This is a genomic window from Stenotrophomonas sp. 21LCFQ19, assembly GCF_056861425.1.
In genome coordinates this window covers 66,157-83,431 of sequence record NZ_JBSPUF010000012.1, presented here as the reverse complement: position 1 = coordinate 83,431, position 17,275 = coordinate 66,157, and the positions used below count along the sequence as shown (strand labels likewise).

18 protein-coding genes and 1 tRNA gene are annotated in these 17,275 nt (G+C 61.8%); 7 read left to right on the top strand and 12 right to left on the bottom strand.

Going from position 1 to position 17,275, the window contains the following annotated elements; all coding sequences use genetic code 11:
- Positions 1 to 188: 188 nt before the first annotated feature.
- Both AC13FW_RS14260 and AC13FW_RS14255 read left to right on the top strand, forming a co-directional pair.
- Complete coding sequence (locus AC13FW_RS14260) at positions 189 to 491, top strand: hypothetical protein (protein WP_482989498.1); 303 nt, start codon at positions 189 to 191, stop codon at positions 489 to 491.
- Complete coding sequence (locus tag AC13FW_RS14255) at positions 491 to 1,657, top strand: site-specific integrase (protein WP_482989497.1); 1,167 nt, start codon at positions 491 to 493, stop codon at positions 1,655 to 1,657. Before AC13FW_RS14260 ends, AC13FW_RS14255 begins: the two co-directional genes overlap by 1 nt.
- A 100-nt stretch (positions 1,658 to 1,757) precedes the next feature.
- Here AC13FW_RS14255 and AC13FW_RS14250 read toward each other — a convergent pair.
- From AC13FW_RS14250 to birA, 4 genes are all read right to left on the bottom strand, one after another.
- A tRNA-Thr gene (locus tag AC13FW_RS14250) sits at positions 1,758 to 1,833 on the bottom strand.
- A gap of 104 nt (positions 1,834 to 1,937) precedes the next feature.
- On the bottom strand, positions 1,938 to 2,762 hold the full coding sequence (locus AC13FW_RS14245) for an SPOR domain-containing protein (protein ID WP_482989496.1): 825 nt from the start codon (positions 2,760 to 2,762) through the stop codon (positions 1,938 to 1,940).
- 9 nt (positions 2,763 to 2,771) lie between these two features.
- A complete protein-coding gene (locus tag AC13FW_RS14240; protein ID WP_482989495.1) occupies positions 2,772 to 3,509 on the bottom strand; it encodes a type III pantothenate kinase in 738 nt (245 codons plus the stop codon).
- Positions 3,506 to 4,471: a bifunctional biotin--[acetyl-CoA-carboxylase] ligase/biotin operon repressor BirA gene (gene birA / locus AC13FW_RS14235; RefSeq protein ID WP_482989494.1), complete on the bottom strand. Its 966-nt coding sequence runs from the start codon at positions 4,469 to 4,471 to the stop codon at positions 3,506 to 3,508. Before birA ends, AC13FW_RS14240 begins: the two co-directional genes overlap by 4 nt.
- A 125-nt stretch (positions 4,472 to 4,596) precedes the next feature.
- Here birA and AC13FW_RS14230 point away from each other — a divergent pair, with 125 nt between their 5' ends.
- Positions 4,597 to 4,884, top strand: a complete 288-nt coding sequence (locus AC13FW_RS14230) for a hypothetical protein (protein ID WP_481614669.1) — start codon at positions 4,597 to 4,599, stop codon at positions 4,882 to 4,884.
- A gap of 8 nt (positions 4,885 to 4,892) precedes the next feature.
- Positions 4,893 to 5,639 carry a M90 family metallopeptidase gene (locus tag AC13FW_RS14225; RefSeq protein ID WP_482989493.1) on the top strand — a complete coding sequence of 249 codons (747 nt, stop codon included), beginning with the start codon at positions 4,893 to 4,895 and terminating at the stop codon, positions 5,637 to 5,639.
- Positions 5,640 to 5,845: 206 nt separating this feature from the next.
- Here the strand turns inward: AC13FW_RS14225 and AC13FW_RS14220 are convergent, their stop codons facing one another.
- The 4 genes from AC13FW_RS14220 to dusA form a co-directional block, all read right to left on the bottom strand.
- Positions 5,846 to 7,273, bottom strand: a complete 1,428-nt coding sequence (locus tag AC13FW_RS14220; RefSeq protein WP_282267579.1) for an ATP-binding protein — start codon at positions 7,271 to 7,273, stop codon at positions 5,846 to 5,848.
- Positions 7,274 to 7,296: 23 nt separating this feature from the next.
- Positions 7,297 to 7,980, bottom strand: a complete 684-nt coding sequence (locus AC13FW_RS14215) for a response regulator transcription factor (RefSeq protein WP_057627010.1) — start codon at positions 7,978 to 7,980, stop codon at positions 7,297 to 7,299.
- 73 nt (positions 7,981 to 8,053) lie between these two features.
- The gene (locus tag AC13FW_RS14210; protein WP_343229762.1) at positions 8,054 to 8,437 is read right to left on the bottom strand and encodes a PepSY domain-containing protein; all 384 of its coding nucleotides are present in this window, start codon (positions 8,435 to 8,437) and stop codon (positions 8,054 to 8,056) included.
- A gap of 199 nt (positions 8,438 to 8,636) precedes the next feature.
- A complete protein-coding gene (dusA, locus tag AC13FW_RS14205) occupies positions 8,637 to 9,671 on the bottom strand; it encodes a tRNA dihydrouridine(20/20a) synthase DusA (protein ID WP_482989557.1) in 1,035 nt (344 codons plus the stop codon).
- 83 nt (positions 9,672 to 9,754) lie between these two features.
- On the opposite strand from dusA, the gene AC13FW_RS14200 reads away from it, so the two are divergent.
- Entirely contained in the window at positions 9,755 to 10,849 is a 1,095-nt protein-coding gene (locus AC13FW_RS14200) for a tyrosine-type recombinase/integrase (protein WP_482989492.1), read from the top strand.
- An 80-nt stretch (positions 10,850 to 10,929) separates the two neighbouring features.
- Here the strand turns inward: AC13FW_RS14200 and AC13FW_RS14195 are convergent, their stop codons facing one another.
- A complete protein-coding gene (locus AC13FW_RS14195) occupies positions 10,930 to 11,529 on the bottom strand; it encodes a hypothetical protein (protein WP_482989491.1) in 600 nt (199 codons plus the stop codon).
- Positions 11,530 to 11,747: 218 nt separating this feature from the next.
- Positions 11,748 to 12,683 carry an SOS response-associated peptidase family protein gene (locus AC13FW_RS14190; protein ID WP_482989490.1) on the bottom strand — a complete coding sequence of 312 codons (936 nt, stop codon included), beginning with the start codon at positions 12,681 to 12,683 and terminating at the stop codon, positions 11,748 to 11,750.
- 53 nt (positions 12,684 to 12,736) lie between these two features.
- Between AC13FW_RS14190 and AC13FW_RS14185 the strand changes: the two genes are divergently transcribed.
- A complete protein-coding gene (locus AC13FW_RS14185) occupies positions 12,737 to 12,979 on the top strand; it encodes a hypothetical protein (RefSeq protein WP_482989489.1) in 243 nt (80 codons plus the stop codon).
- Entirely contained in the window at positions 12,960 to 13,181 is a 222-nt protein-coding gene (locus AC13FW_RS14180; protein ID WP_482989488.1) for a hypothetical protein, read from the top strand. Before AC13FW_RS14185 ends, AC13FW_RS14180 begins: the two co-directional genes overlap by 20 nt.
- Positions 13,182 to 14,021: 840 nt before the next feature.
- Here the strand turns inward: AC13FW_RS14180 and AC13FW_RS14175 are convergent.
- Positions 14,022 to 14,504 carry a hypothetical protein gene (locus AC13FW_RS14175; RefSeq protein ID WP_482989487.1) on the bottom strand — a complete coding sequence of 161 codons (483 nt, stop codon included), beginning with the start codon at positions 14,502 to 14,504 and terminating at the stop codon, positions 14,022 to 14,024.
- Between the two features lie 4 nt (positions 14,505 to 14,508).
- Positions 14,509 to 17,163, bottom strand: a complete 2,655-nt coding sequence (locus AC13FW_RS14170; protein WP_482989486.1) for a hypothetical protein — start codon at positions 17,161 to 17,163, stop codon at positions 14,509 to 14,511.
- Positions 17,164 to 17,275: the final 112 nt, after the last annotated feature.

Below are 17,275 nucleotides of genomic sequence, written 5' to 3'. Positions count from 1 at the left end.
GGACCGGCGCTGCCGGTCCTCCAAAGGCGGCATCTTTGTCGAATGCACCTGTAGCCAGACGGCTCGCCATGATGACCGGGACGCCGCAGAACGCGATTGGCGGCGCATGCAGGGCATCCGCACCCGCCGCCCTACCCCAGCCCCAAGCAACGTGCTGCAGCTCGGCCTGCGCCTCACAGGGGGCAATCGTGGCTGATGGAAACCAGCAACAACGGCCGGCAGCGGACACCATGGGCCGCGCGGTTTCCGGGGAGGGATCCGGCTTCGGCCGGATCCTGACCTTTACGGACCTGCAGCGTATTGTTGCCCCTAACGGGCCACCACCCAGAGCGCATACCGTCATCACCTGGGCAGAGCGCAACCGCATTCGGTTCCTGCAGGACGGCAAAGGCGGGATCTGCACGACGCTCGATGCGCTGAACTCCGCCCTAGGCTTGGATGGCAACAGGGAACCCGTTCCCGAGGAAAATGGACTTGTAGGGTTGATCTAATGGGCAAAGGTAGAAAGAGGAAACACAACCCGGATATCCCTGGTCACATCGACCAGGGAGCACTGCCGGTGGGGATCTATTGGGGCGACGGCCGGTGGTACGTGCTTGAACCACACCCCGAGGGAGTCGGCCAGAAGAAACACACGGTAGCCAACCGGCGAGCGCGCCTTTCGGATCTGCATGCCACGATGGAAAGTAGATCCTCCGCAGCGCAGGCCGGCACGCTGCAACACCTGGTTAATGCCTTCAAGCTGTCGAGTGAGTACAGGGAGCTGGCCACGAAGACCCGTAGCGGTTACGACTGGCTTGCCGACTCGGCCTGCGACTACGTCCTCAAGGACGGCCGCAAGCTGGGCAGTGTGGCCACGGCACAACTGTCAGTGCCTGCTGTTCAGCGCATTGTTGAGGCCATCGCCATTGGTAGACCGGCACACGCAAAGCAGCAGGAGCTGAAACCTGCACCGTCCAAGGCCAACCGTCTCGCGCAGTTCTTGCGCCGACTGTTCGCTTGGGGCTTGCGCCATGGTGTCTGTACCATCAATCCGGTGATCGGCATCCGCAAGGTCAGGGAGCGGGGAAACCACCGGATGCCCGATCACGATGCTTTCGCTGCCGTCTTGGCATTCGCCAGGCAATGCGCGATCAAGGATGCACACACTGCCGGCAGCTGCGCGCCTTACCTGCCGGCGGCAATGGTGCTCGCCTACAACGTGCGCCTGCGCGGGATCGAAGTGAATACCCTCACTGACGCGCACATCCTTCCCAACGGCATACACAGCAACCGCAGGAAAGGCTCCCGCGACAACGTGACGACGTGGACCGAAGAGCTGCGCCAATCGGTGCAATGGTTGCAGGACTACCGCAAGGAACGCATGCAGGAGTACGGGCGGCCGACGCCCTTGCACGCAAAGGACCGCCCGCTTTTGGTTACGGAGACAGGCACGCCGCTTTCCAAGTCGGCCCTAGACAGCGCATGGCAACGGATGATCAAGCAGGCAATCGCTGCGGGGGTTATCTCAAAGGAACAGCGTTTCGCAATGCACGGGCTTAAACATCGAGGCATCACCGACAGCGATGACAAGGCATCGGGTGGCCACGTCACTGAGGCAATGAGACAGCTGTATGACCACGAAGTAGCGGTCGTGGAACCACCGAGACGCCGCTAATTTTACCGGCAATTTTACCGGCGACACGAAAAAGGCCAGCTCATCGAGCTGGCCTTTTTCCGTAAACCCCTATTTTAAAAGGGTTTTCGCAACCTCGCACTGGTGCCGCTTATCCGAATCGAACGGATGACCTACTGTTTACAAGACAGTTGCTCTACCAACTGAGCTAAAGCGGCAAGGCGTGTTACGTGCTGCGGTTGCGCGATGGTAGCGCTGCAACCGGAGGAAAGCTGGTCAAGACCGGTGCTCCCCGATCCCCGCCGTGGCGGGGCGCGCCATTCTACCGCAGACGCGCGCAATCCAACGACTGTTGTTGGGCGGCAGCTGCACGCTGCTTCAAGCTGGCCGGGGTGGCGGCACCGGCGGTGGCGGTGTCCACCCACCAGCTGGGCGCGATTTCGGTACCGCTGGTGGCCAGTTTGGCCGGGAAGCCAGCAGCGGTCAGGCTGGCCAGGCGGCGCTCGGCGCCTTCGCGGTTGCGGTACTGGCCCAGCGCGACGGCATTGGCTTCCTCGCCCTGGGAGACAACGAAGTAATCGCTGAAACCGGCCTCGACGATGCGCTTGGCAGTGGCCTGGGCTTCCTCGCGTGAGGCCGCCGGGGCGATCAGCACCCGGTAGCTGCTGGCTGCCTTGCCGGGCACCTCGCGCAGACGCGGGCGGGCGGCATCAGCGCCCAGCGCGGTCATGGCCGCCTGCGCCTGCGCCTGCGTGGCATACGGACCAAGGCTGGCGCATTGCACGACGGCTGGCGGCCTGGTCTCGGCGGGCTTGATCTCGGCCGGCTTGGCCTGATCGGGCTTGGTCTCGAGCGCTGCGGTGGCGGCTGGCGGCAGCGCAGTCGGCTTGGCCTCCGTAATGGCAACCGCCGCAGGCGCCGCGTTGAGCGGTGCAGCATCCTTTGCCGCTGCAACCGGGGTTTCAGCAGCAGCCGGGGCTGCTGGACCGACATTACCGGGCGCCGGCGAAGGAAGCACTTCCAGGCTGGCGACGCCGGGCTCGGCAGGCGGCACGACGGCGACCGGCTCAGCGCGCGGCGCCATCCACCACAGCGCGACACCAACATTGAGGATGGCCAGCAGGACGATAAGGAGACGGGTCAGCATGCGGTGATCCTACCGGGCACACGCGCCGTGGTGAACTGCCCAGCGCGCCAGACCATCCAGCACCAGCGCCGGTCGGTAGTCGGCCCCGGGCAGCAACGGCAGCAACGGCGATGCGCCGCCACCATGCACCACCAGAGCCGGCTCACTGCCGAGCAGTACCTGCGCCTGGCGCAGGCTGCGTTCGACCAGTGCCACGGCGGCGCCATCACAGCCGGAGGCCAGCGCATCGGCGGTGTCGTTGGCGAACTCGGCGTAGTCGCCGCCGCTGGCGGGCAACTGCACAGCGCGGGCATGCAGGGCTTCACGCATCACCGTTGGCGAGGCACCGATGCGGCCGCCACGATGCAGGCCATCAGCGTCGATCAGGTCGATGGTAAGCGCGGTGCCGACGCCGACCACCAGCACCGATTTCTGCGTTGGCGCCACCGCCAGCAAGCCGAGGAAACGGTCCACGCCGAACTTTTCCGGGCGCGCATAGGCCACGGTTACACCCGCGCACTGCGGCAGGGTTTTGGCGACGTGCACCGTGCTGAAGCGGCTCTGCAGGATCTGCATGACTTCCGCGGTCAGCGCTGCCGATGCAACGCTTGCGACCCATGCGGTATCACCTTGCGGCAAGGCGTCCAGCGCGCTGGCGGTGATCGCCTCGGCGCCATGTGCCCAGGCCTGCACGCTGCCAGCGCTATCGCCTTGCAGCGGAGCGAATTTGAAACGCGAATTGCCCAGGTCAAACAACCAATCGCTCATGCCGCCCTCACGCTGACTTCGCCGGCATGGAAACAGGTTTCCCGCCCATCAATATTCACCCGCAATGCGCCGTCCTCGGCCAGTCCGCAGGCCACACCATCGTGCAGCACACCGGCCTCCTCCACGCGCACCGCGCGGCCCTGGAGTACATCCATGGTGGCGTAGCGTGGCAGGAACGGCGCCAGGCCATGCTGCTCGAACTGCTCCAGCGCCGGCAGCAGGGACGCCAGCAAGGCCGCCACCACGGCATTACGCGATACCTCACGGCCGGCCAACGTATCCAGATCGGTCCACGGTTGGGTGATGTCGGCGGCGCTGGCCTGCGGCATGCGCACGTTCAAACCCAGCCCGATCACCGCCCGTGCCGGGCCGGCAAATTCGCCGCCGCCCTCCACCAGCAGGCCACCGAGTTTGTGCCCGTCCACCACCACGTCGTTGGGCCACTTCAAGCCGGCATTGCGGAAGCCCAGCCCGTGCAGGGCCTCGACCACGGCCACGCCAACCGCCAGGCTCAGCCCGCCCATCCGCGACAGGCCGCCACCAAAGCCGCGCGACAGTGACAGATAGACATGTGCAGCCAGCGGCGAGGCCCAATGGCGGCCGCGACGGCCACGACCACCGGTCTGTCGCTCGGCCAGTAGGACCGCCGTTCCGCGCTCAGGCGCGCTGCGCTGCAGCAATTCCGTGTTGGTTGAGCTCAATGACCAGGCTATTTCCAGCTCGGACAGCAATGGCTGCACCGCCGCCGACAGGCCCACCCGGATCTGTGCCGGATCCAGCAATTCAACCGGCTGGGCAAGTCGATAACCGTCGCCAGCGCGGCCCTCGATCGCCACGCCAGCAGCGCGAAGCCCTTGAATACGCTTCCAGACGGCCGCCCGGGTCAGCCCAAGCTCACGCGCCAGCGTATCGCCGGACAACGCTCCGGCCCCCAGCTTGGCCAGCAATTGGCGGTCATCCACAGCAGCTTCCTCACAACAGACCGGGAAATTATGCGGCAAGCCCCGGAGGCCGCCCAGCGCCACTCCCCTTTTCCGGAGAAAAAGCAGGCTAGAATCGGGAATTAGCCCGCCTTTGGATGTTGACGATGCGCCACCTCGCTCATTGCCTGATCCTGTTGCTGGCGCCGGTTGCAGCGCAGGCTTCGGATGCGCTCGGCGGCGCTGGCCAAAGTGCGTGCAGCTACGCGCCAGCCGAAGTGGAGCGGGTAGCCGCCCCGGCTGCCGCCGTTGGCATCGCCAACGCCCCGCCGGCAACGCCGGCCCCGGCCAAGACCGCTACCCCGCGTGCTGCCGGTGGTGGCAGCGACGATGATCTGCTGCCGCGCCTGCGTGCACCGCGCTGGCATCGCCTGCTGCCCGGGATGTTCCGCTGATCCAGTCGTTGTTGCGCTGGTGGCAGCGCACACCGCCTCCACTTGATGACACGCTCTGGCAGCAGACCTGCCGGCAATGCCTGTGGCTGTCCGGCTTGTCCGCCGAACGCGAGCGCAAGCTGCGGGCGTTGGTGGAACTGTTCCTGCAGCGCAAGACCATCACACCGGTTGCCGGGCTGGAGCTGGACGACGGCCAGCGCATGGTGCTGGCCGCCCTGTGTTGCCTGCCGCTGATCGAGTTCGGCCGCGAGGGCCTGCATGGCTGGTCGGAACTGGTGGTGTACCCGGATGCCTTCCGCGTCCGCCAGAGTCATACCGATGCGGCCGGGGTATTGCATGAGTGGGATGACGAACTGATCGGCGAGGCCTGGGGCAGCGGTCCGCTGATCCTGTCGTGGGCCGATGTGCAGGCTGACATCGCCGATCCGCAGGCCGGCTTCTGCGTTGCGGTGCATGAGATGGCACACAAGATCGATGCGCTGGATGGCGCCATCGATGGCACGCCGCCGCTGCCGCGCGACTGGCAGCGGCAGTGGGCGCGGGATTTCCAGCAGGCCTATGACGCGTTCTGCGCGCAGGTGGATGCGGACGTTGAGACCGTGATTGATCCGTATGCGGCGGAAGCGCCGGAGGAATTCTTCGCAGTGGTCAGCGAGTACCACTTCTCCGCGCCGGAACTGCTGGTGCGGACGATGCCGGCGGTGGCGGCGCATCTGCGCCGGTTTTATGGGCCGGTTGAAGCTGGGCTGCGGTAGAGCAAAGGCAAGATCAAAAGCCAACCCCTCCCCGGCCCTCCCCTACGCACTGCGTGCGCAAGGGAGGGAGCAAGCTTCGCCCCCTCCCTTTGGCGCAGCCAAGGGGAGGGTTGGGGAGGGGTCGGTTTTTGACTTTGGCTTCAGCTCAAGCGCAAGAAGCACCAAGAACAAGCACGCGGCCGGCAATACCCAGGCCTGCTCCAGAACTAGATGCCCGGCGGCAAGGTCACTTCAAATCGGGCGCCGCCCAGTTCTTCGGAACGCTTGACCTGCAGCTCGCCGCGATAAGCCTTGATCAGGTCCTGCACGATTGACAGACCAATGCCGTGGCCCTGCACGCGCTCGTCGCCGCGCACGCCACGCTGCAGCACCTTGGCGATGTTGTCCTCGGCAATACCCGGGCCATCGTCATCCACCGCCAGCACCAGGCCGGCACGCTTGCCGTTGCCTGCAGTGATCGGCTTTGCGGTCAGCAACACGCGGCGGTTGGCCCATTTGAAGGCGTTCTCAAGCAGGTTGCCCAGCAGCTCCTGCAAGTCGCCCGGCTCGCCGTAGAAGTTGACCCCCGGCGTTACCTCGAACTCGCAGAACACACCCTTGGCGGCGTAGACCTTCTCCAGTCCACGCACGATCTCTTCGGCGGTGGCCTCGATCGGCACCGGTGCCGAGAACAACTTGTGTCCTGACGATGCCGCACGCGCCAGCTGGTAGGACACCAGGTTGTTCATGCGCTGCAGCTGCACGCCCACTTCCTCGCGCAGGTCAGCCTCATTGCTGGTGCCGCTTTCCAACTGGGTACGCAGCACTGCCAATGGCGTCTTCAGGCTATGCGCGAGATCGGCCAGGGTGTTGCGCTGGCGCTCGAGGTTTTCGCGCTCGCTTTCGATGAAGGCGTTGATGCTCTCGGTCAGCGGCTCCAGCTCGCGCGGATGCAGCTCGCTCATGCGCTCGCGTTCACCGCGCTGCACGCGGGTCAGTTCGTTGATCACGCGCTTGAGTGGGCGCAGGCTCCACTGCAGCACCAGCGTCTGCAGCAACAGCAGGATCAGGCCGGTAACGCCCAGCCAGAACCACACCGCCGCACGGAAACTGCGCAGCTGCATGCCCAGCGCGCGCGAATCCTCAAGCACATAGATGGTGTACGGAAACTCGGATTCCGGCGCGCCGTCGCCGCCCCACACCAAACCCATGCCATAGCGATAGACCTCGCCGGGCGTGCCGTCGATCTGGGTGATGGGCAAGGGGCCTTCGAACACTTCCTCGCGCGGCTTGAGCGTGCGCTCGCTGACGTCCGGCAGCATCGGGCCTTCGGCCGACATCGAGTTCGCGACATGGCCAGGCATGACGACCTGCAGGTACAGGCCGCTGCCGGGGAAATCAAAGCGCGGATCCGGTGGCTGTTCGCGGATGTACAGCGAGCCATCACGGGTGAAATCGATGCCACCGGCATAGGCGGTGGCGTAGTTCTTCAGGCGTTCGCTGAGGTTGTCACGCGCGGTCTGGCCGAAAGCCGCGTCCAGCGCGTAACCGGCCAAGGCCAGGAAGGCCACCAGGCCCACCGAGGCAGCCAGCAGCTGGCGGGCCTGCAACGAGCGGGGCCGCCAACGCTTCAATAGCCACTGACGGCCCGTCATCACGCTCTACCCCTTGGCGGGGCTCAGCCCTCGTTGCGCGGAATCGCGAAACGGTAACCGCGGCCACGCACGGTTTCGATCGGCTTCAATTCGCCATCGGGATCGAGCTTCTTGCGCAGGCGGCCGATGAACACTTCCAGCACGTTGGAGTCGCGGTCGAAGTCCTGCTGGTAGATGTGCTCGGTCAGGTCGGCCTTGGAGACCAACTCACCGGCATGCATCATCAGGTACTCCAGCACCTTGTACTCGTAGCTGGTCAGGTCGACATTGCTGCCGGCCACGCTCACGGTCTGGGCGGCCAGATCCAGTGCAACCGGGCCACATTCCAGGGTCGGCTTGGACCAGCCCGCGGCGCGGCGCAGCAGCGCGTTGACGCGAGCCAGCAGCTCTTCGACATGGAACGGCTTGACCAGGTAGTCGTCGGCGCCCTGCTTCAGGCCCTCGACCTTGTCCTGCCAGCTGGAACGGGCGGTCAGGATCAGCACCGGGAATTTCTTGCCCTCGTCACGCAGCGCGCGGATCAGCTCCATGCCCGACATCTTGGGCAGGCCCAGATCGATGATGCCCACGTCGAACGGCACTTCGCGGCCCATATACAGGCCTTCTTCGCCATCCTGAGCGGCATCCACGGCGAAACCTTCGCGCTTGAGGCGGGCCGCAAGGGTTTCCCGCAGCGGGGCTTCGTCTTCAACCAGAAGGATACGCATGAACTCTCCCTAGTACTTTGGGCCGACCTTACGGCCAGCGTGTGTATTCAAAAACCACAACCACTATCGCTGTTCAGGAGTTATCGCCGCGTGGTGGCAGCTCCGCCCGCTGGTCGCGCGGGTGGTCTCGTGAAGGCGCAGGGTCGTCCATGTAGCGTACGCGCCCACGGTCATCCATGTATTTGACACGATTGATGTCGCGGCCGTCATACGGCACGCGTTCGGCCCCAAGAATGCGCCCACCGGTCTCGCGTTGCACGCGCCGGACGGCATCGGACAACGAACGGTCATTGCCCTGGCGGGCCACGCGTGCACCGCCATCAGCGCTGGCGACACGGGCGCTGTCGCCCCGCGACTGCTGCGGCTGCTGCGCCGACGCCACGACCACGCCCGGACCGGCCACGACCAACGTGGCAATCAGGGTGACCAGCAGACGACGACGGGAAAGCGAATGCATGGGGCAGATCCTAGCGGACGGCGAGGCAACGTTCAAAATTCGTAAACCACGACCCGGGAAGATTTTCCACGAGCCTTACGAAATTGAGCCAAATTCTTGATTTTTAGGGGTGAATCCGATCTGAACCCGCCCCCCTGCCCCGCGCACTTGTTCAGCAAGCTGACCGGACAAAGAGCCCTTCCCCGCCCAACCCACCGGCTCAGGCGACCCGCTCTGCCTGCCTGCGGGTGACCTGCAACGCCTGCTCGACCAAGGCCCAGTCAGCGCCGGGTCGGTACGCGCCTTCGCTGAGCACCTGGCGGAAGCCACGCCCACCCGGCTGCCCGTGGAACAGGCCGAGCACGTGGCGGGTGATGTGCTTCAGCGCCAGGCCGGCGGCCAGCTGCGCTTCCACATAGGGACGCAGCGCGACCAGCAGTTCCTCACGCCCGCGCAGCGGCTGGCCGGTCTGGGCACAGTCCAACGCATGCAGCACATAAGGGTCGTGGTAGGCGGCACGGCCGAGCATTACCCCGTCCAGGTGCTGCATGTGCTGCTGCGCGGCCTCGACCGTGGCGATGCCGCCATTGATCACCAATGGCAGCGTCGGGCGCTCACGCTTGAGCTGGTAAGCCCATTCGTAGCGCAGCGGCGGGATCTCACGGTTCTCCTTGGGCGACAGGCCCTTGAGCCAGGCATTGCGGGCGTGCACCACCACCATCGCCGCGCCGGCCTGGACCTGCCGGTCCACAAAACCAGCGAACACCTCGTAGTCCTTGTCCTCGTCCACGCCCAGGCGGCATTTCACGGTGATCGGAATATCCACCGCCGCCACCATCGCCGACACGCATTCAGCAACCAATTCAGGTTCGCGCATCAGGCAAGCACCAAAACGCCCGGCCTGGACCCGGTCCGACGGGCAGCCGCAATTGAGGTTGACCTCGTCATAGCCCCAATCGGCAGCGATACGCGCGGCCTGGGCCAACGCATCGGGATCGCTGCCACCCAGCTGCAGCGCCAGCGGCTGCTCGACCGGATTGAAGCCGATCAGCCGCTCGCGGTCGCCATGGATCACCGCATTGGCGTGCACCATCTCGGTATACAGCCGCGCACCCGGCGCCAGCAGCCGGTGGAAAACCCGGCAATGCCTGTCGGTCCAGTCCATCATCGGGGCAACCGATAGCCTCAAACCCTCCAGAACGTAAGGCTGACGGGACTTAGAGGCTTTAATTACGGCGTTCTCGGGCTGCTGCATTGTCATCGTATTTCCGGGGTTTTCCGGGCATTGCCGCGAAGGCAGTGCTACATTGAGTGCTACAGAAATGGACATGTAGCACCATGGGATCAATCTTGGCCAGGCGACGGGCCAGCGGCGCCACATCTTACACGGCGACCATTCGGCTCAAGTCCGAGGGAAAGATCGTGCACCGGGAGTCAGAGACCTTCCCGACCAAGGCTCTTGCTAAAGAATGGCTGACCAGGCGTGAAGCCGAGCTGGCCGGCCAGCGCGCCCGCGGCGAGACCGTTGGCACCCGTATGACGGTTGCCCAGATGATCACCTGGTATTCGGGACAGATGGCCGCCGACAACCCTTGGGGCCGCTCCAAGACGGCAGACCTCGCTCGGATCGGTGATGGGGCCATAGCTGACATGCGAGTTGATCGGCTCACCCATGCCGACTTCATCGCATACACCCAAGGTCGCCGGAAGGAAGGCGCAGGCCCCGCCACCGCCGCCAATGACCTCATTTGGCTGCGTCAGGTGTTCCGGGCAGCGAGGGTCGCTCTACGCGTTCCAGTGCCGATGCAGGAGCTGGACGACGCAGCTGAGTATCTCCGCCAACAACGATTGATCGGAAAGCCGAAACAGCGCGATCGTCGACCAACCACTGAAGAACTGCAGATGCTCGATGCAAACTTCGCGTCCCGTGACGTTCGCGCCGCGATCCCGATGCGCGACATCATGTGGTTCGCGATCCATAGCGCACGCCGCCAGGAAGAGATAACACGCCTCCGCTGGGATGATCTGGACACCGCAAAGGCCGTGTGCCGCCTGCGCGACGTGAAGCACCCTACCCATAAGCTGGGTAATCACAAGGTGTTTAAGTTGTCGAAAGAGGCACTGGAAGTAATCGAACGGCAGCCGAGACAGCTATTGCCCGATGGCGAACTCAATCCGCTCATTTTCCCGTTCGAGCCAAAATCAGTGGGCGCAGCCTTTACCCGCGCCTGTCACGTGCTGGAAATCGCTGACCTGCGGTTCCATGACTTACGCCACGAAGCCACCAGCCGCCTATTCGAGGCAGGCTACGGCATCCACGAAGTGGCGCTGTTTACACTCCACGAGAGCTGGGCCACCCTCAAGCGTTATACGAACCTTCGCCCGGAGAACCTTCAACATAGGGTGCAATCAAAGGACGACCAGTCACCATAGTTGGTGCCACTTATCGGAACCGAAGCCACACGCCTATTTTGAATTTTGCACAAACGTATCCTACCTGATCCCAACCCAGATCAATCACGAGACTTTACAATATTGAATTCGTCCCTCAGCCCCCCCATGAATATAGGACTTGCAAAAATCCAGTTATCTGCGAGGCAGTACCACCCACCGTCGACTGAAGATGATGACAGCGCAATCTCAACTGCAACACCACTCGGCAAGCGCTTATCCTGGAATACTGACTTCATAATTGACTTGTCCGAAGTGACCACGAGCTGGTAATCAATTCGCGCCAAAAATTTCTCAAGCTTTTCCTCTTCGACAATGCAAGAAACGCTATCCTCAATAAGCCGACCACCAAATTCGCATATCGCCACAAGATCAAGCGAGCGCGGAAACCCGAGAACATCCCTCTGCTTGGTGAGCAGGTTCTTTAGAACCTTAACCCGCAAGTCGGTTCTCTCTGCGGTTGACTGAGTGGCTCTAATACGCTCTTCGACATCTTTTAGTTTGGCCTGAGCCTCATCGTGCTTCACCTGAAGCTCAACTATAATTGTGTCCTTAGTCTTCGATATGAACGTTTTATAATTATCAATATCCGTTGGCAAATCAGATAAAAGATTTCTATATATTCCACCGATTTTTTCAGTTTCTTCGATCCTCTTATCCATTACTTGGATAGTTCGACTCTGCGTCTCAACCAGACTCTCCAATCCTTTGATCTGGCTCTTGAGTGAATTAACTAGATACCAAATAAATAGCCCTAGTCCCGACGTCTGCAACAACGATATCAACGCTCCATCCATGCCCCACGCTCCTAGAATTAGCCGTTCATCCCAACCCCGGAATTCTAGGCTGTTTATTGCGTGGATAGACAGAAGCCCATGCTTCACGCAGCAACTCTGTACTCATAGTACGGATGCCGCTTGTCATCGAAGATCGCGTATAGCGCCTGCAGGTCTGCCGGGTCTGGGTTGAGCCAGGCCTCGATGTGCTCGGGCTTGATGTTGATGATCGTCCGGTCGTGGCCGGCGGCGGCCACCTCCGGCTCGGGCTCGTCGGTGATGGCAGCGAAGCTCAGCAGGTCCGGCTCCTTCCCCTTCGGGTCGGTCCAGTGCGACCACAAGCACGCCACAAGCATCAGCTCACCATTGCGGGGCGTGAACTGGATCACCCGGTTCTGCCCGTCCTCACCCTCCACGTTCTCGTAGAAGGTGTCGACCAGTAGCAGCCCGTGGGTGTGCCCGAACTCCCCCTTCCAGAACCCTTCCAGGTTGTCCCGGCGGGCGTTGTAGGTGCCGGGGTACTTCTCGTCGTAGGACGCAGGCTTCCCCGCCGGCCGACACTGGTAGCGCATGGGCTTCACGACCAGCTTGCCGCCCACACTGACCAGCACCGGGCAGTAGTAGCCCGGGAACATGCGGGAATCCCGCGCCTCCAGGTTCGCCCGCTTCAGGTCGGCGATCCTGCGCTTGATCTGCTCGATCTTGTTGCCAGCGATCCGCTGCTCGTTCGCCGCGGTTTTCGTGGGTTTGGTGGACAGCTTCTGCTCGGCGTTGGCCAGGCGCTCGGTCTGCTTGGTCAGCTCTGTCTCAAGCTGTGCGATCTCCTCGTTGTCCCATTCCCGAATCTCGGCGGCAATGGCGGCAACGCTTGAGTCTCCAGGGCGGAGGAACGACAGATCCAATGCCCTGGGCGTTTTCGGCCGGCGGGTCTTGTTGTTGTCGTGCAGCCAAAGCTGAGTGAACACCTCCAAGTCCACCACAGCGCCGAACTCACGGACGAATTTCTTGTAGTCGGCTTCGATCTGAGCTGAATAGCACACGCGTCACCTCCAGTTGACCCGAGCATAACGCCCCCGAGGCATAGGATTCGTGCATGGACAAGATGACACGCGAAGAGCTGGACCATTGGGTCCAGGACATGGCCACCCGCCTCAAGCCCGAGGCGCAGACCGCCCTTGCGGGCGATCTGGCGGAGATCGTCGCCGGCGAAGTCGAGGTGATCGAGCCTCAAGTGGCAGACGAGGACCTGCGTTACTTCCATGACCAGGTACAGGACGTCATCGAAGCCTTGGCCTGCATCCGAGCGAGCACCCCAGATGAACCAGCAGATCGCTGACTACGAGCTTGCCTTCAACGAGATCAGCCATGCCCTACTCAGCCATGGCGAGTCGACAACCTTCTGGGGTGTCTGCGACGTGGTCGAAGAGCGTTTGATCGACCAGTACCCCGAGGACGAAACGGCGATCATTGAAATGGTCGCCACTTGGCTGGTGAAACTTGGAGTGGCGCCCGAAGGCAGCTTGCAGGGGTTTGTTTAGGGCAGACCTACGGAGGGCTGCCACGGTAAGGGTGGCCGGATGGCAGCAGGGCCGATAGCCCCCACCGATGCGCGCACCACCCCTCGAGCTTCTGGATTTCACCCAACGCCGGCAACGCCGCACCGTTGCCGGCAAGTAGCCCAGCAACATCCGCATCCGCGTAGTTGCCGCCGACATCCGGGTGCCCTCCGATCACAATTGGCTGGGAGGGAGCCGTATCGGACGTGAGTCCCACCGTAGTCAATGCAGCATTACGCCCGACCTCAGCTCCGTTGGTACGAAGGATGCCCGTGCCGGTCGCCCATTCCATCTGCATCACGACTATCTGCCAACCAGTGCCCACTGCGCTCGGTCCTGCCAATGACGCATATGTGTCTGTGTCCAGCCTTCGAACACCCATCTGAGGGATGTTTGCGGCACCGGCATTCCCGACGCGGAGCGTCCAGCGCTCAATCCCTCCCGCTCCACCACCGTTGCTACGGAATAAGATCCGGCTAACACCCGAGGAATCAACGCTACGCTTGCGGGCAACAGCGCACAACCAAGCCGCACCAACATGACGCGCAATAGACAACGCCCCCGCAGAGCTGCTCAGCAACCTGTCATCTATTCCGTCAAACCGCACCACTCTACGCCCGCCAAGTTCACCAGCAATCAATGCAGGCCTGGCCGCGGCGGTGGACTGAGCAAACGCAGCCCCACCGCCTCGACTTGCCCATGATGCAACCATGCCACCGGCTTCAGAAATGACGCCCTCATCATCGAGCCAAATCGCTGGAGAAAGGTCAGCGGGAGTCCAGGTAGCCACGGAGCCAGAAGCAATCATCAGTCTCCGCAGCATTACGCACTCTCCTGCATTGCGTACTCGACCGTGACTCCGTCATTCATCGTTTTGTACGACAAGACCGTCACCGCGTTGGCGGCACCCTTAACTGAAGTGTCACTGCCACCGAGCGGCTTGAAGGAAGCGGGCAGCGTGAGAGTCCGACCGCCTGTGCCGTCTTGGCTGACCCGGATTTCACCCTCGGTCACATATCCTGAGGGCGCCAGATTCGACAGGCTTAACGTAGCGCTCTCCGTGAGGCTAAGTGTGTGATTGCGGTTGATGCCATTCCCACAATCCACGACTGCCACGCCGCTTGCCACCGGAACCGCAGCAACCCTAAGACCAAGCGCATCCAGAAGCTTTATCTTTATGTCTGTCCCGGCCGAAACCGGATTCGAGCCCGTGTCTATCCCACCATCCACCGAAGTGGCAGGGAGCATCTCACTCCCTTTAAGGGCTACCAATTCAGGGTTGTCTGTGAATCTCTTATTTGCCATGTCGTTATCCGTAGAAAGTGTCGCCGGCCATGTTCGTGTATGCATCCCCCACCTGATCCACGTAGTTCTGAAACGCGGTCACGCGGAAATCACATTCGATAACCTGCATTTGATAGCTAACCAACCCATCGCGCTCCGCTTCTATTTCGATGCGAAGTGCTCCGTCAGCCGTTGGTGCGTAGCTCACGCTATCGCCTGCTACTGAAGCACTGTGCGCGAGGCTTCCGTTGAGGAACCACCGAACGTTGTACGTTGTGCCTGGCTCGGGCCCGATGCTCGCCATGTTCTGGTCGAAGAGCTGATCAGACTGGGAAATCCGGTCTCGGTGCGCCCATGCAATGTCTGCGGTTTCGAAGATCTGAGCAGGGAAAGACAAGCCATTGAGTGTCGGCGCCGCCGGCGGATAAGGGCGGGCCGCTCGCCCAGCAATTTCGACCGTGATCGTGGTCGCGTCCTGCAATGTGAGCTGAGATGACCCGGTATTCGTCAGAAGCTTGACATCGACAACCTCGCCGTCCGTGTACTCGACAAGATCCGACACCCCTGCGGTGTCGTAAAACCAGATCGATGAACCAGCGGCATGCCGTGCAGCGATTGTGTCGGCACACCCCCGCCCAACCGTGATCGTCCTCGTCTGCGCATCGATCGCATCAATGCGGACGATCTCTGCATCCCATATCGCCGCGGAACCAATCGCTATCTGCCCTGCAAGTCGCAAAGTGCTCACACTGATGACACTTGCTGATTCCGGGACTACATCTACCGCCGGGTCGCCTCCGACAATAGCAAGTGGCGCCCAATCCCCTGTCGAGCCGACTTCAAAGCTCCCGCCAGAGGTCGAGCTAGTCAGTTCGAAATTTCGACCACCCTTCACCGGCTGACTTGCAACAGCAATCAGATACCCAGCGTCTACTGGCAAAGCTTCAAGATTCAAACGGTCCAGGCGCTGCACAAGCTCCACATAGGGTGCCTCAAAGGCTGCCTGAAGCAATATTGGGTGCGGAGTTTGATCTGGCCGTGTATCAACACCAACCTCGATCTCGACAAACGCTGCGCTCGGCAGGCTGTATGTATCCTCCGACGCGACAATCCTCATGCCACCGCTCTTGAGGGTCCCGCTCTGCTTTTCCCCCAGTAGACAGACCATATCCGCGATACGACGCCGCGGCGACTGCAGCCGGAAATACTGGTTCGGGCGAACAGCGCGGACGGAATCTGGAATCACTACAAGTTCCTGCGCACGCGTCGGGGTAGCCGCAAGCCGCACATCGCGTTCCGCTAGCCGTGACGCCAACTCTGCCGTTGGGATCTCCGGGTAATCGAACTCTTGATGGATAGTACCGAACGCATCGATAAGAGCCAGGACCTGTGCAGGCGGTGTCGTGATCAGCTCTTTCCGATCTGGATCGAAGTACTTGACGCTAACGCTGTTGACCGCGCCGTCCAAGACCGATGGCTGCAAATTGAAATCGATAATGTCGTCGTCATTAATGATCGGAAGATCGGCAAGGACGTACTCGCCCCGTGCAAGATCTAAGTAATACTGCCCATCGATCAAGCTCCGGCTGACGCTGCCTCCAATAAGCTTGCATATACGCTGTTCGAACTCTTCGAGAGATTCTGCGGAGGGGTCATACTCTGTGCATACGCCAAACCCTTCTTCGTACAGCCTGTCCGCTGCAGCTCGGTAGCTAGCATCATTCATGTTCGCGACTGGCTCGCGTCCGATCTCGCCATGCATCCGAGCGTAGTACAGGACGTGCGCCGGGTTCATACCGAGCAATCCCTCAGATCGCACACTTACCCCCAGGAAGTTCCCCCCCTGGCTTCCCGATGTAGATTCCGTGTAAGCCTTTACAACGATCTCATACTCACCCGCCCTCGGAATTGAGTACTCAACAGGGAATTGCTGGTTGCTAGGGACGTTCTCGTTATCAGGGTTGGAGGCCCCAATAAACTCGCCATTGACGAACAGCACACATCCATTGTCGGCCCCCGCACGCAGAACTAGGCCAGCGCCGCGAATCTGAACGGTTTTCCGAATCCAAAAGACGCTCAAGTCGGGGTCGCGCGTCCATTTGTTGTTGTCATCGAACGGCCCAGCTCCAGCTGGTAGCCAGCCGCTGGTAGGAAAATCCAGATTGGTTCGCCCGGGGTTCTCGTGATAGGGCAACAGCACGTACTCCCAACCATCACTGTTTTCTGGCATCTCACCACCGATTGCAACAGATACTTCAGCCTTCTCGGGATACCAGCAATCCCCATCCCACCCAGCCTTGATCTTGCGAATCTTGTAGCTCGCTTTTTGCGGATAAGGATTATTGGCTCCGTAGGCCCCGCTGAAGATGACCGTAGTAAGCCCGCGCCACGCCGGCACCATGGGGCCAAGACGCGCTTTCAAGTATTCACTCGGCATCTGGTCCGCGGCGCCGAACATCACGCGCAGCGCGCCCATGATGCCCCCCTGATCTTTCTCCCCACCCCACAAGTTTGGGCGGCTCACCTCGACGTCTCCGGACGCCTTAAGCTCCCCAGACCATGCCGTCTTGTCACCGCCGCGGAACTCGAGGAAGGAGTCAATCGGCCCGATACCGATCCCCATGTGGTACATCAGTTTGTACCAGTACCCGGTAGTCTGTGATTTGTTCTTACCGCCCATCAGTTACACCCTTCATTTCGCACTCGCGAGCCCACGCCACCAGGGCAAGAGCCAATCCGTCTCCAGTCTCCTCAAGCTCTTCCGCTGGAATTCCGTTGGCGACGAAGTGGCT

Excerpts from the sequence above, each read along its gene's own strand:
- AC13FW_RS14210 (WP_343229762.1), bottom strand. The coding sequence starts at position 8,437 with ATGCATTCGCTTTCCCGTCGTCGTCTGCTGGTCACCCTGATTGCCACG.
- AC13FW_RS14245 (WP_482989496.1), bottom strand. The coding sequence starts at position 2,762 with ATGCTGACCCGTCTCCTTATCGTCCTGCTGGCCATCCTCAATGTTGGT.
- AC13FW_RS14195 (WP_482989491.1), bottom strand. The coding sequence starts at position 11,529 with ATGGATAAGAGGATCGAAGAAACTGAAAAAATCGGTGGAATATATAGA.
- AC13FW_RS14170 (WP_482989486.1), bottom strand. The coding sequence starts at position 17,163 with ATGGGCGGTAAGAACAAATCACAGACTACCGGGTACTGGTACAAACTG.
- AC13FW_RS14220 (WP_282267579.1), bottom strand. The coding sequence starts at position 7,273 with ATGACGGGCCGTCAGTGGCTATTGAAGCGTTGGCGGCCCCGCTCGTTG.
- AC13FW_RS14255 (WP_482989497.1), top strand. The coding sequence starts at position 491 with ATGGGCAAAGGTAGAAAGAGGAAACACAACCCGGATATCCCTGGTCAC.
- AC13FW_RS14230 (WP_481614669.1), top strand. The coding sequence starts at position 4,597 with ATGCGCCACCTCGCTCATTGCCTGATCCTGTTGCTGGCGCCGGTTGCA.
- AC13FW_RS14240 (WP_482989495.1), bottom strand. The coding sequence starts at position 3,509 with ATGAGCGATTGGTTGTTTGACCTGGGCAATTCGCGTTTCAAATTCGCT.
- AC13FW_RS14215 (WP_057627010.1), bottom strand. The coding sequence starts at position 7,980 with ATGCGTATCCTTCTGGTTGAAGACGAAGCCCCGCTGCGGGAAACCCTT.
- dusA (WP_482989557.1), bottom strand. The coding sequence starts at position 9,671 with ATGCAGCAGCCCGAGAACGCCGTAATTAAAGCCTCTAAGTCCCGTCAG.
- AC13FW_RS14200 (WP_482989492.1), top strand. The coding sequence starts at position 9,755 with ATGGGATCAATCTTGGCCAGGCGACGGGCCAGCGGCGCCACATCTTAC.
- AC13FW_RS14175 (WP_482989487.1), bottom strand. The coding sequence starts at position 14,504 with ATGGCAAATAAGAGATTCACAGACAACCCTGAATTGGTAGCCCTTAAA.
- AC13FW_RS14185 (WP_482989489.1), top strand. The coding sequence starts at position 12,737 with ATGGACAAGATGACACGCGAAGAGCTGGACCATTGGGTCCAGGACATG.
- AC13FW_RS14180 (WP_482989488.1), top strand. The coding sequence starts at position 12,960 with ATGAACCAGCAGATCGCTGACTACGAGCTTGCCTTCAACGAGATCAGC.